The sequence below is a fragment of the Hymenobacter sp. FMD4 genome (assembly GCF_058932745.1).
Map to the genome: position 1 here is coordinate 200,870 of NZ_JBZYWH010000003.1, position 14,093 is coordinate 214,962.

At 57.9% G+C, this 14,093-nt stretch carries 7 protein-coding genes; 3 read left to right on the forward strand and 4 right to left on the reverse strand.

Features of this window, described 5'->3' with window-relative positions:
- Positions 1-7: 7 nt before the first annotated feature.
- From AC5FXY_RS04730 to topA, 4 genes are all read right to left on the reverse strand, one after another.
- A complete protein-coding gene (locus AC5FXY_RS04730) occupies positions 8-3,721 on the reverse strand; it encodes a hypothetical protein (RefSeq protein ID WP_493555486.1) in 3,714 nt (1,237 codons plus the stop codon).
- A gap of 159 nt (positions 3,722-3,880) precedes the next feature.
- Positions 3,881-4,588 carry an SIR2 family NAD-dependent protein deacylase gene (locus AC5FXY_RS04735; RefSeq protein WP_493555487.1) on the reverse strand — a complete coding sequence of 236 codons (708 nt, stop codon included), beginning with the start codon at positions 4,586-4,588 and terminating at the stop codon, positions 3,881-3,883.
- A gap of 83 nt (positions 4,589-4,671) precedes the next feature.
- The gene (locus AC5FXY_RS04740) at positions 4,672-5,580 is read right to left on the reverse strand and encodes a DUF4846 domain-containing protein (protein ID WP_493555488.1); all 909 of its coding nucleotides are present in this window, start codon (positions 5,578-5,580) and stop codon (positions 4,672-4,674) included.
- Between the two features lie 123 nt (positions 5,581-5,703).
- Positions 5,704-8,160, reverse strand: a complete 2,457-nt coding sequence (gene topA / locus AC5FXY_RS04745; protein ID WP_493555489.1) for a type I DNA topoisomerase — start codon at positions 8,158-8,160, stop codon at positions 5,704-5,706.
- A 357-nt stretch (positions 8,161-8,517) separates the two neighbouring features.
- On the opposite strand from topA, the gene AC5FXY_RS04750 reads away from it, so the two are divergent.
- From AC5FXY_RS04750 to AC5FXY_RS04760, 3 genes are all read left to right on the forward strand, one after another.
- Positions 8,518-12,957: a HAMP domain-containing protein gene (locus AC5FXY_RS04750; RefSeq protein ID WP_493555490.1), complete on the forward strand. Its 4,440-nt coding sequence runs from the start codon at positions 8,518-8,520 to the stop codon at positions 12,955-12,957.
- A gap of 78 nt (positions 12,958-13,035) precedes the next feature.
- Positions 13,036-13,578, forward strand: coding sequence for a chemotaxis protein CheW (locus AC5FXY_RS04755; RefSeq protein WP_493555491.1), 543 nt, complete (start codon positions 13,036-13,038; stop codon positions 13,576-13,578).
- Between the two features lie 43 nt (positions 13,579-13,621).
- Positions 13,622-14,008, forward strand: a complete 387-nt coding sequence (locus tag AC5FXY_RS04760) for a response regulator (RefSeq protein WP_493555492.1) — start codon at positions 13,622-13,624, stop codon at positions 14,006-14,008.
- The last annotated feature ends 85 nt before the right edge of the window (positions 14,009-14,093 follow it).

The following is a 14,093-nucleotide window of genomic DNA, read 5'->3' on the forward strand; positions in this document are numbered from 1 at the left end:
CTACAAATTACTGATCGATGCGGAAGCCGAGGCCAAACTGCATCAGCAGCTTTTCTTCGGCGGAGCTTTGCAAGGAGACAGATAATGCCAGCGTCTCGTACACTGGCGAAATATAGAACCCGCCGCCGTAACCGCGCCGCCAGCCACCCGGCGAGTCGCCTCGGAAGTACACGCGGCCTTGGTCGTAGAGCCCAAACACGCCGTAGTAAAAAGGCAGGAACGAGTTCTGCACGTAACCGAGCGACAAGCGCAACTCCGAGTTCAGGTACAAAGAAGCGTCGCCGGTGAAGCGGTTGCGTACGTAGCCGCGCAAGTTCTGGCGCAGGCCCACCTGGGTAAATTTGTAGAAGGGAATATCATCGGTGTCGCCGTAGTTTTTGGCGCCGCCGCCCTTCACCACCAGCGTTACGGGAATGCCTAGTCGCGTGGAGCCGTAATACTCAGCAAAGCCCGCCGTGAGCCCGAAGCGGTTGCGACCCTGGTTGATCTGCTGCCACGTGGTATGTTCCCCGTACAGGCGCACGCCCTTACGGGCGAAGAGTTTCCGGTCGCGAAAGTCCAGATCGAGCACGGCGCGGCCGCCCAGCAGGCGCTGATAACTGGTGTTGGGAATGGGGTCGGTAGGCGCGGGTGTTTCGGCAGCGGTCAGGTCGCCGAGGTAGCTGTTCCGGTCGAAGCTGCTTTCATATTCCTCGTACAGCGGCCCGATGCGGAACAAGCTTTTCTGGCGGAAGGCGCGCTCGAAAAACGCTTCGGTTTCGTAGCCGCGGTACCGCGCCCGGTAGTAGTTGTTGTCGAACAAGTTCTCGTCCTTAGCGGTGTTGTTGCCGAGCCCGAAGAAGTTGTAAAAAGGGAAGAAGTTACCGTAGGTGGCGCGGGCGCCAAAATCCCACTTCCCGATCAGGTAACGCCAGCGCACGTTGCCTGTGAGCTGCCGGTTGCCGGCTGTAGTGACCTGCGCATCAATGCCATAGCGCACCCGGTAATCGGGCTTGCGAAAGCCCTGCTTAACCCAGTCGAAGCCGGCCGCTACCCCAAATCGGTCGTTACGGTTGTACAAAATGCCGCCCCGCGGCGCGTAACCGTCGTACTCAAAAGCTTCGCGGTCGTAACGATTGATGCCTAAGCGCAAGGAGCGGCGGTCGGCTGTGGCGGGGCCGGGCTGCAGCTCGGTTTTGGGCACGTCGTACACCAGGGTACGGCCCCCGCGGGAGTCGTCGGTAATCTGGTCGGCCCCTTCGCCACCGATGATGCGTACCCGAATGCTGCGCGGGCCGGTGCCGGTTACGCGAAATTCATCTTTGCCATCGAGGCCGTAAAGGCGAATTTCGCGGGTTTCACCGCGCACGAAGGTGCGGTCAAAAAACGGTTCGCCACGGGCGCCGCCTTCGTCTTTGTCCTTCTTGCTGACTTGTACGCGCACGTTGCCATCGGGCAGGCGTGTCACTTCAAAATGCTCGGCTTTGTTGGAGCCCACCACATCCACGTCGCGGGCCAACATCAGGTAGTATTCATCCAAGGCTTTGGGCAGCAGCTGAATGCGGCTTTTGAGCTTGCGGTTAATATCCTGACCAGAGAGGTTCTGGATTTCCTGGGGCAGCTGGGCCGTGGCTGAGTCGATGGCGGCAGGCGTGATGCGCTGTTGCAGGTACTGCCCGATGCGTCGCCAGTCCTCGCGGTTTAGCGGCTGCAGCAAGGCTCGGTCCAAGTGGCGGGCCGGCCAGTTCAGGCTTTCCAAGTCGCGAATCTGCTCGCCGAAATCCTCGATGCTGGGCACGGCCCATTCGCGGTTGGCTAGCCAAGTAAGGGCTCCATTCCAAAGTGTAAAGGCCTGGTCCCGGTCGCGCGGAATGGGTTGAAAGGTCCGGGTCTTGCCGTCCTTAAACTCGGCCCATTTCCAGTTGTCTTCGTGCTTGCCGAAATCGGCAATCAGCATGTCAAAGGCTCGTGCCTTACCCAACTGTAACGCATCTACGCGGGTGTCGTGGTCTTTGTAGAGCTGCCGAAACATGCTGAACGACCGGCGAACATTGTCGGCTCCCGCGAAGCCGGGCAAATTGGGTTTCGGGTCCCAGGGGTCGTCTTCCAGCGTACCCAGCAAGCCGGCGTATTCCTCGCGGAACGGGCCAAGCTGCTGATTGTCGGGCAGCACGTATAGCTTGGGCCGGGCGTGCAGAATATCTGTGCGGTCGAGCAGCGGCGAGATGACCAAGGCAGAATAGGGGTGGGCCGTGGGCGTGATGTCGCGCAGAATGTTGGCAGCTATGGAATTGCGCAGTTCGGGCGGTAGGATGCGCGTCACGTCTTTATCGACGGAGCGGAACGTGTACTCGGAGCTGTCGGCCGCAATCATCTTCAATGAAGTCGTCTGGCGGCCGCCGCCGCGCTTGTACGGCCGAAGTCCGCCTTTGGTACTGGCCATGTCTAGCACCGGCACCTGCACGAGTTGCGTCCAAGAACTGCGGTACAAGGGGCCGATAATCGCCCGCTGCATGCCTTTGGCCTCGTACTGCGGCCCCGGTGCCACGGTCACGGTCGGGCCCTGATTGGCCGCCGGTTTGATATCCGTAGTGCGCGGTGCGCCGGGGCATTCGGGAATGAAGCTGTTGGTGGGCACCTGCGGATTATCGGGCAGGCAAGCCGACTGAAACAAGGTGGCGCTGAAAGCCTCCTTGGTAGTGGCGGCATCAGTTCCTTCGAAAGTCAGCATGGTGGCTTTTACCGTACCGTCGGCGAAGTAATCAAGCCGTGTAAAGCCCGGTTCGGCTTTGTTGTAGAGAGATTGGGCGTTGTTGCCCACCGGCTCAGTGCGCGCAAAGCTGCCCGATACAATGTGGTAGCTGCCTTCGAACGGCGTCAGCTGCAGGCTGTAATCGTGCGCCGCCACGTACAAGGCATTCGGATGCTCCTTCAAGGTGCCGCGCAACTCTTGGTTGAAAGCCGAGTAGCCAGGTGACGCTTGGTCGCGCGGCGTACCCACATTCTGCCGGTAAGCGGCGTAAATGGTCCCGAAAATGGGGGGTGAAAGGTGACGCTTTAGTGGTTGAAAGCCTCCATAGGTGCCGTTGCTGACCACAGGCTGATGACCCACCAGCAGTACGTTGCGGCCCTTCGTCTTTTCCAGCACATCCTGCAGCTGCTCCCGAAACTCTTCCGCCGACATGGTTTTGCAATCGGTATCAGGGGCTTCGGGACGGTCGAACGGGTGCGACCACCACGGCGTGTTCAGTGCCACCAGCCGCACCAGTGGGGCCACATCCACGATTTCAGGGCCGGGGCAGCTGTTGCTGGGAATGAAGGCATCCTGTCCTCCCAACTGTTTTTCGATATAACTTTCGAGGCGACGGACGCTCTTTTGGCCGGCCGGACCGGAGTTGTCCCAGTCTTTATCGCCCGGAATGAAATAAATGCGGCCGTTGGGCAGGCCCTTGACCAATCCGATCAGGGCATCGGCTCGGGCTTCCAGCGCCGCGCGGGTGGTATCTTTTTTTTCCAACAGGCCCTTGTTGCCCACAATGTCACCGAGATGTACAACCGTGAACGGGCCGGTTTCTTGCTCCAGGGTGCGGCGCAACGTGCGCAGCCGGGCTTCTGGGAGCGGGCCGGCCGTGTTGCCGAGTAAATAAACGCGGTGAGCCGCCGGCCCCGATTGGGACTGGCCAGGCAAAGACATATTCAGCAGCAAACTGCCCGTCAGAATCCAACGGTACAAATAACGCATGGGCAAAGGTGTAGGAATTGGCAACCCGCGCCCGACAGCCCTTGACCGGCAGGCACTAGCTGTTACCTACGCGAAAACTACGTATGTGGCTACATCAGTAGAATTTCAGCCGCGTTTTCGAATGCTTTATTCGTTGGTAGAATGCTCTGTTTGGACCCTTCAGCTTTGCTCAGAAATATTTGAGAGGAGCTCTTGTACCACCCGTGGGACGCCCGTCGTAGCGGGTTCTGCAATGAAGTGCACATTGCCACGCCGTGTCACGGGCGGCTGGCTGGGGTCGATAACGTAAAGCGGCCGGTTGGTGGGCAGGTAGTGAATCAGGCTCGCTGCCGGGTACACCTGCAGCGAGGTGCCCACCACCAGCATAATATCAGCAGTGGCTGCTTCTTCCATGGCGCGCTCCATAAGTGGCACTGCTTCGCCAAACCAGACGATGTTGGGCCGGAGCTGGTGGCCCCGTTCACAGGTTTGCCCCAACTCGATTCGGTCACCTTCGATTGAATAAATCAGCTGCTCATAGCGCGTGCTGCGCGCTTCCATCAGCTTGCCATGCAAGTGAATTACGTGCGAGGAGCCTGCTCGCTCGTGCAAATCGTCTACGTTCTGGGTCACGATGACGACCTCGTAATCTTGCTCTAGGTCCACTAAGCCCCGGTGGCCAGAATTAGGCTGAGCGCGGCGGGCGGCGGAGCGGCGTTGATTATAAAACTCCAGCACCAGCTCGGGGTTTTTGGCCCAGCCCTCCGGCGAAGCAACGTCTTCCACGCGGTGATTTTCCCACAGGCCATCGGAAGCGCGAAAGGTGGCCAGGCCGCTTTCCGCGGAGATGCCCGCCCCGGTCAATACAACTATCTTCTTACGGCTCATAAAGAATAGTAAACGCGAGAAAGGATGAAAGCCAATTGAAGCTACTGCAACAGATTCCTGTCGGACTCTGTTGCCCCGCTACGCTACTGCCAACGTTTGAGTTGATCGGCGCTGAAATCCCACTCCGGTGTTTCCAGCCACCCGGTATTGGGCTTGATTAAAAACCAGGCGCCCAATCCAGAGCTGGGTTTATTTTTTAGCACATGCATGTCCTGCGCTGGCATGTAGCTCTGGGCCAGCAACGCGTACCGAGAACCTGTGCTTGGGTTCAGCGCCACATCCAATACCATTACGGCGTGCCCGGGCGAGCCTCCTTTGATGAATACGTCGCCGGGCTGCACTTCCCGGAAAGCCACGGGGCGTAGTTCCCGACTCAAGGACAGGGACCCGGCGTACGTGAATATCTGATCCAAATAGCGCCGTAGGGCCGGGTGCGTTGGCGGCTCCGGGGTGCGGGCGGCTTCCAGCACGTCGTCGCCTTGCACCCGGAAGCCTCGGCCCTCCACCCAATCGCCAAACCAGATATCGTGGCCGCTGGTGAGGTGGAAATGAATCTGCCGGAAGTTCTGCGTGAACTGATATTCGGCCCGCAGGCGCATGACCGCATCGGCGCACTGCTGCAAGTCCCGTATGCCCGTATCGATATCTAGCACCGCAGCGTGCACGTTTTGCGGATTTTTGAGCTTGCCGTTGTGCAGGTAGACCGGCGTACCGATGGGGCGCAAGGGCAAGTAGCGCAGCCAGTGCCCAAACGAATTGGGCGCTACACTGACCCGCTGACAACCGGCAGGAGGGGCAAAGCGGGCAGCCAAAGACTGCTGCGACTCATACGGTCGGGTTAGCCAGCTGTATTGGTTGGAGCTGGACTCTAAGGCTTTAATCCCAGCAATAGCAGGCTTTGTATGGCCGGTAGCCGGGTTTGATAATTCAGTACCGCTAGCCGTAAGCAACAGCGTAACTGGCAGGCTGGCCAGCAAGGCAACTAAGTTCATAGGTTCACAACGATGAATACCGCTCCCAGCGTGTAAAGAACCGTAGAATCGGGCCGTCAAGTTTAGGCATAAAAAAGCCCCGCCGGGCATGCCAGACGGGGCTTTTTTTATCCAGTGCGAAGGCTACTTCGTGGTCTTCTTGGCAGTACCGGCCGCTTTTTTGGCCGCTGGTTTCTTTGCGGCGCCCTCTGCCTTTTTAGCCGGTGCTTTGGCTTTGACTGGGGCCTCAGCGGCAGCCTTCTTGGCGCCGAAGCGGCCCTTGGTAGGCTTATCGGGAGTAGCCTCAGCCAGTTCGAGGCAGCGTTCGAGCGTCAAGGTCACGGGCTCTTCGCCCTTCGGAATCTTTACGTTCTTGCCGCCGCACACGATGTACGGGCCGTATTTGCCGTTTACCACCTGTACATCGGCACGGCCTTCCGGCTCAAACGAGCGGATAACCTTTTCGGCCTCCTGCTTGCGCTTGTCCAGAATGATCTGCACCGCTTCTTCGGCCGTAACGGTATGCGGATCCTGGCCCTTGGCTAGTGAGTAAAACTTGCTGTCGTGACGGATGTAAGGACCGAAGCGGCCTATGGCGGCCGTCATGTCTTTTTCTTCGTACTGGCCCACGATGCGCGGCAGTTTGAACAACTCCAGCGCCTCTTCCAGCGTGAGGGTTTCGATGAACTGGCCCTTGCGCAAGTTGGCGTAAGCCGGCTTTTTCGTTTTCTCCTCGTCGGCTTCGCCTAGTTGCACATACGGACCAAAGCGACCCAGCTTGGCGTAGATTTTCTCCCCGGTTTCAGGGTGAAGGCCTACTTCGCGTGAAGTGCCTACATCAGCCCGTTCCACTTCCTTACCGCGCTCCACAGTTTCGTGGAAGTTGCCGTAGAAACCTGCAATCATCTGTTCCCACGGCTCGGTGCCGTCGGCAATGCGGTCAAATTCTTCTTCCACTTTAGCCGTGAAAGAAAAGTCGATGATGAGTGGGAAGTGCTCCACCAGGAAGTCGTTGACCACCATGGCCGTGTCGGTGGGGAACAGCTTGGCGCGGTCCGCTCCGAAGATTTCACTTTTGACCTCCGTAGACACCTGCTCGCCATTCAGCGTGAGCACGTGGAATTTACGTTCCTTGCCCTCGCGGGTGTCTTTCTCTACGTAGCCGCGCTTCTGAATAGTGCTAATAGTGGGCGCGTACGTGGAGGGACGACCAATACCCATTTCCTCCAGCTTTTTCACAAGCGAAGCTTCAGTGTAGCGTGCCGGCGGCTGTGCGTAGCGCTCCGTAGCCGACAGGCGCTGCAACGGCAGTTGCTGACCTACGTTCAGGGGCGGCAAGCCACGCGAAAACGACGATTCACCATCGGTTTCGTCTTCGTCGTCTTTTGACTCGCTGTAAGCCTTCAAAAAGCCTTCGAACTGAATTACTTCGCCGGTAGCTGTGAGCGTGACGCCGGGCTGGGTGCTGATACCAATGGTAGCTACCGTGCGCTCAATTTCTGCATCGGCCATCTGCGAGGCCAAAGCCCGCTTGCGGATGAGGTCGTAAAGGCGCTGCTCAGTGGAGTCGGAGCCGGCTTTCACCAGCGCGAAGTCAGTCGGACGAATAGCTTCGTGGGCTTCCTGCGCCGAGGCTGACTTGGTTTTGAACTGACGCGTTTTGGCGTACTCCGGGCCGTAGCTGCGCGTAATTTCAGCCTGCGCACCGTTCAGGGCTTCCTGCGAGAGGTTTACCGAGTCGGTACGCATGTAGCTGATCTTACCAGCTTCGTACAGGCGCTGGGCCACGCTCATCGTCTGCGCTACGGAGAAGCCCAGCTTGCGCGAGGCTTCTTGTTGCAACGTAGAAGTAGTGAAGGGCGGCGCGGGGCTACGCTTGCCGGGCTTCTTTTCAAGGTTATCGATGCGGTAAACTGCCGCTACGCAACGCGTGAGAAAAGCTTCCGCTTCTTCGCGGGTTTTAAGACGTTGCGGTAACTCGGCCTCCAGCACGGCGCCGTTGCCAGCATCAAAGCGGGCCACCACTCGGTAAGCGCTGCTGCTCTTAAACTGCTGTATCTCCCGTTCACGCTCCACCACCAAGCGCACGGCCACTGACTGCACCCGTCCGGCCGACAATCCGGTTTTGACCTTTTTCCACAGCACCGGCGACAGCTCGAAGCCCACAAGGCGGTCGAGCACGCGGCGGGCCTGCTGGGCATTTACTAAGTTCAGGTCGATTTCGCGGGGAGAATCAATGGCATTCAGGATAGCATTCTTGGTCAGCTCCCGGAATACAATGCGCCGCGTCTTATCATTAGTAAGGTCAAGCGTTTCGGCCAGGTGCCAAGAAATGGCTTCTCCCTCGCGGTCGGCGTCACTGGCTAGCCAAACAGTTTCAGCTTCCTTCGCTAACTTTTTCAGCTGCGCAATTACCTCGCGCTTGTCCGGCGAAACGACGTAAGTCGGCTTAAAGCCATTCTTAATATCAATGGCATTATTATCCTTGGGCAAGTCGCGAACGTGACCAAAGCTGGATTTCACTATGAAGTCCTTGCCCAAGTAACCTTCTATGGTTTTGGCTTTGGCGGGGGACTCCACAATGACGAGGTTCTTGACCATATTAATAGGAGGGGGTGGGTAGTGGTACGGCGCTAAGGGAGCTGTGGCGGAAAAAGGAAACGAAAAAGCTCAGCCGGGCGTTGAACTCGCCCACAAAGATGGGTGAATAATCCAACTGCCACGCGTTACATCCTTTAGGGCTAGTGCAACACGAGCCTGCCACGGGTAGTTTCGCCGCGCCGAAAGTATTGCGATTCAGATTTCTGTCAGGAATGAATTGGCCTCTGCCGAACCTAAAAAGAATATATAGTAGCACGCAACCGTTATGGTTTGCTACTTTTGCCCATACTGCCTTCCGTGTCCGGTCGGCAGCCACCTGCCTTCACCGCGCATTTCTGCGCTTCGATCCCACCTTCTATGGCCACCGGTAAGAACAGCAAACCTGCTACGAACCCTACGCCTTTTGATTCTGAAGCCTTCAGCCCCGATGCAGATGCAGCGGCGGAAACGGCCCAACTCGAACGGACTGACCGTATTAGTGCCGACCTCACCCGCAAGCGTGGGGTAGCGGCCCGCGGCAGCTCGGCCGATACTCAGGATCCGGAATACGTTAACGAGCAGCTCAATCGGGTACTTTACGCGCTGGACGCCTTTAAGAAAGGCGACATCTCCGTGCGCCTGACCAAACAGAACGACGACATCTTCGCCGAAATAGCCGAGGCTTACAACTCCATGGTGGAGATGATTTCCGGCGTAGGCGGTGAGGTATCGCGCATTTCGAAGGTAGCGGGGGTGGAAGGAAACCTTAAGGCTCGTGCCTCCGGCGAAAACGCGACGGGCTTCTGGCGCGACATGATCAACAATATCAACGGCCTGGTAGACTCCATCGCCGTACCGGTATTGGAGGTAGGCAAGGTACTGAAGAACATCAGCCGCGGTAACCTGGACGAGTCGTTCCAGATTCCGGTGTCGGGTGACTTCAAGTTGATGGCCGAAACCATCAACAAAACCATCGACAACCTGAACGTATTCGCCAGCGAAGTAACCCGCGTGGCCCAGGAAGTAGGTACCGAAGGCCGCCTCGGCGGCCAGGCGTCGGTACCGAACGTGGGTGGCGTGTGGAAGGAACTGACCGACAACGTAAACACGATGGCCTCGAACCTGACCTCTCAGGTGCGTGACATTGCCAACGTAGCAACCGCGGTAGCGCGCGGCGACTTGAGCCAGAAAATCACAGTAAACGTAAAGGGCGAGCTGCTCCAACTCAAGGAGAACCTCAACCAGATGGTGGACTCGCTGAACCTGTTCGCCGGCGAGGTAACCCGCGTGGCGCAGGAAGTAGGTACGGAGGGTAAGCTCGGCGGCCAAGCCGTGGTGCCAGGTGTAGGCGGGGTATGGAAAGACCTCACCGACAACGTAAACAACATGGCCGCCAACTTGACGAGCCAAGTACGTGACATTGCTAACGTAGCTACCGCGGTAGCCAAAGGCGACCTGACGCAGAAGATCACGGTGGAGGTGAAAGGCGAGCTGTTGCAGCTCAAGCAGAACCTCAACCAGATGGTGGACTCGCTGAACCTGTTCGCCGGCGAAGTAACCCGCGTGGCGCAGGAAGTAGGTACCGAAGGCCGCCTTGGCGGCCAGGCTTCGGTACCGAACGTCGCCGGCGTTTGGAAGCAGTTGACGGACAACGTGAACACGATGGCCTCGAACCTGACCTCTCAGGTGCGAGACATTGCCAACGTATCGACGGCGGTAGCCAAAGGCGACCTGACGCAGAAGATTACGGTGGAGGTGAAGGGCGAGCTGTTGCAGCTCAAGCAGAACCTCAACCAGATGGTGGACTCGCTGAACCTGTTCGCCGGCGAGGTAACCCGCGTGGCACTGGAAGTAGGTACGGAGGGTAAACTCGGCGGCCAAGCCGTGGTACCGGGTGTAGGCGGGGTATGGAAAGACCTCACCGACAACGTAAACAACATGGCCTCGAACCTGACTTCTCAGGTGCGAGACATTGCCAACGTAGCTACTGCCGTAGCCCGCGGCGACTTGTCGCAGAAGATGACGGTGAACGTGAAGGGCGAAATCCTGGAGCTCAAGAATATCTTGAACCAGATGGTGGACTCGCTCAACATCTTCGGTGATGAAGTAACCCGCGTGGCACGCGAAGTAGGTACGGAAGGGAAGCTCGGCGGCCAGGCTAACGTGCCCCGCGTAGGTGGTACCTGGAAGGAACTGACCGACAACGTAAACACGATGGCCTCGAACTTGACTTCTCAGGTGCGAGACATTGCCAACGTAGCCTCCGCGGTAGCAAAGGGGGACCTGACGCAGAAAATCACGGTAGATGTAAAAGGGGAGCTGCTGGACCTCAAGAACTTCTTGAACCAGATGGTGGACTCGCTCAACATCTTCGCCGGCGAAGTAACCCGCGTGGCACGCGAAGTAGGTACCGAAGGTATCCTGGGCGGCCAAGCCAACGTGCCGAACGTGGGCGGGGTATGGAAAGACCTCACCGACAACGTAAACACGATGGCCTCGAACCTGACTTCTCAGGTACGAGACATTGCCAACGTGGCTACCGCCGTAGCGCGCGGCGACTTGAGCCAGAAAATCACGGTAAACGTGAAAGGCGAGCTGCTCCAACTCAAGGAGAACCTCAATCAGATGGTGGACTCGCTCAACACCTTCGGTGACGAAGTAACCCGCGTGGCCCGCGAAGTAGGTACCGAAGGAAAACTCGGCGGCCAGGCCAACGTGCCGAACGTTCGGGGTACCTGGAAGGAACTGACCGACAACGTAAACTTCATGGCCGCGTCGCTGACTTCTCAGGTACGAGACATTGCCAACGTAGCAACCGCGGTAGCAAAAGGCGACTTGACGCAAAAGGTATCGGTAGATGTTCGCGGCGAGATGCTCGAGCTGAAGAACATCCTGAACCAAATGGTGGACTCGCTGAACGTATTCGCCGGCGAGGTAACCCGCGTGGCGCAGGAAGTAGGTACCGAAGGCCGCCTTGGTGGTCAGGCCAACGTGCCGAACGTGAGCGGCGTTTGGAAAGACCTTACCGACAACGTAAACCGCATGGCTGCCAACCTTACCACGCAAGTGCGGGGTATCGTGAAGGTAGTAACCGGTGTATCGCAAGGTGACCTTACCCAGAAGCTGACCCTGGAAGCCCGTGGCGAGGTAGCAGATCTGGCCGACACCATCAACCGAATGGTGGACGACCTGAACCGCTTGGCGCAAGAAGTAAGCCGCGTAGCCCGCGTAGCCGGGGTAGAAGGCAAGTTGACGGAACGTGCCATGGTAACGGGGGTAAGCGGTTCGTGGAAGGACATTGTGGATACGCTCAATGATCTGATCGAATCGATTGCGTCGCCGGTACTGGAAGTATCCCGCGTGGTACGAGCCGTATCGGAAGGTGACCTGACCCAGAAGGTAGAAGTACCTACTGCTGGTGATATCTACGCCATGGCAATGGCCTTGAACACGGCCGTAGAAAGCTTGAACGGCCTGCTTGCCGAAATCAATGACTCGTCGTTGGTAGTAGGGGAGTCGTCGGAAGAGATGGCGCAGAAAGGTCTAGAAATGAGCCGCGTAACGGTTGACGTGTCGCTGGCCATGCAGCAGATGGCTGAAGGTGCCCAGAATCAGGCTATGAAGACCGACCAGGCCTTCAAGCTGATCGAGGAAATCATGCAGGCTACCAAGGAAACGGCCAACAAGGCTGACGTGGTAAACAAAGCCGCGATTCTTGGTGAGCAGACTTCGCAGCTGGGTTTGAAGACTGTAGCCGAAGTGGTGAAGAACATGGAAGAAATTTCCAGCGCTTCGTCGCAGACGGCTCGCACCATCGATGTACTCTCGGTTCGCTCGCAGGATATCAGCAAGTCGCTGAGCGTGATTACCGACATTGCGGCTCAAACCAACCTGCTGGCACTGAACGCTGCTATCGAAGCAGCCCGCGCCGGGGAAGCTGGCCGAGGCTTCGCCGTAGTAGCTGAAGAAATCCGCAAACTGGCCGAAGGCTCCCGCAAATCGGCCAACGAAATTGCGACCCTGGTAGAAGACGTGCGGAAAGACACGGCTTCGGCTGCTACCGCTATTTCGACCATGGAAGGTCGCGTATTGAAGGGGAAGAACGCCACCTTTGAAGCCAGCTCGGCCTTTAAGAACATTGCGACGAGCTCGGGCGAAATCCTCCGTACCTCACGCGACATTCTCACGGCTACCGAAGTGCAGAAGACGTCGATTGGCGACGTAGTGAAGTACGTGGAAGAAGTAGTAGCCATTGCGGAGCAGACGGCTTCGGGTACTCAGCAAGTGGCCGGCACAGCGAAGCAGCTGTCCAGCTCGATGCAGGAGCTTACGGCTTCGAGCCAGAAGCTGACCGACATTGCCGATGACCTGCAGCTTGGCCTATCGGCCTTCCAGCTGATGGATTACATGGCTGAAGACGTCTACTACGAGCCTGTGCAGCCGGTACGTAGCCCCATGCAACGCATGCATCAGCAGGCGCAGCAGCAACGGGAGGAAGTAGGTCGCCTAGGGCAGCGTATGGGCAACCGCTCGGTAGCTGCAGCGGCATCTCGTGTCGTTCCAGCTGCTTCTGCAGCGCCTGCGCGCCCGGCTCGCCCGGTGCCAGCCTCACGGCCAATGTCTAACGGCACCCCAGAAGCTGTAAAGCCTGCCCGCCGGGCTCCTGCCCCACAACCCGTGGCGGAGGCCCCGAAGGCTGCACCGCGCAAAGCGCCAGCGCGCCGAGCCGAACCAACGGCTGAGCAACCGGCCGCTCCGGCTCCTAAGGAGGCGGCCGCGCCACGCAAAGCGCCGGCCAATAAGCGCAAAAACAAATAAGTCCAACGCAGTCAGGTCCAGGTAGGCGCCTATATGAGCGCCTACCTGGCAGACTACTACCCTTCAGCATTCCTACGTATGACTGATAATGCGGTGGCCGCCGATAAAAAGGCGTACAAACCCGAGGCCCCTGTGCAGCTCATCGTATTCCGACTTGGAAACGAAGAGTACGGCATCCGCATCGAGCAAGTAAAGGAGGTGACGCTCACCCCCGAAATTGCCCGAATGCCAAAAACACCGCCGTTCGTGAAAGGCATTGCCAACCTGCGCGGCGACATCATTGCCATCATTGATCTGGAAGAACGCTTCAAGCTGCGCGCCAGCGGGCAAGCGGAAACCGGCCGCACCTATACGCTGGCGGTTGAAGCGCGCGACTATACCATCGGTATCATCGTTCGTGAAGTTCCGCAGCCGCTCTCGCTTCCGGCATCAAGCATCGAACAGGCACCTGAGTTTATCCAGGACATTAACATTCAGGACAAGTACATCGAGGGAATTGCCCGGCTCGACAACCGCATTATTATCGTGCTGGATATGTTGAAGCTGCTCACCCCCGAGGAAATCATGCAACTCAAGCCCAAAGCGGCATCCTCGGCTGGAACCGAGCGTAGAAAAGCCTGATTTTCCCTTTCAAATTCCTTCGAGACCCTTTTATCCCAGCTCTATGAAAAACCGCATCCTCATCGTAGACGATTCGTTCTACATGCGCACGATGCTGAAGAATATGCTCACCGACGCCGGTTACGACGTGGTGGGCGAAGCCGCTAACGGTCAGCAAGCTCGTGAACTAGCTCTTGAAACTAAGCCCGACCTGATTACTCTCGACGTAATCCTGCCCGATAACACCGGGCTGGAGGTTCTCAAGGATATTCGGCAGGAGCTGCCCGATGTTAAAATCGTGATGTGCAGCGCGGTAGGCCAAGAGGTTATCGTGAACGAGGCACTGGAAAGCGGTGCGTCGGCTTACATCGTGAAGCCTTTTTCTGAGGACAAGGTGCTGGAAATTGTCAGCGGTGCGCTGCAGGAAGGCGACGAGTCCGCCTCTGCCTAACCTATACTTTCTCGCCTGCGCTGCCCAGCGCTGATGGGGTTACTGCCTGGCAGTAGCCTGAAGGCTTATAAGTTCTACTCTGCAC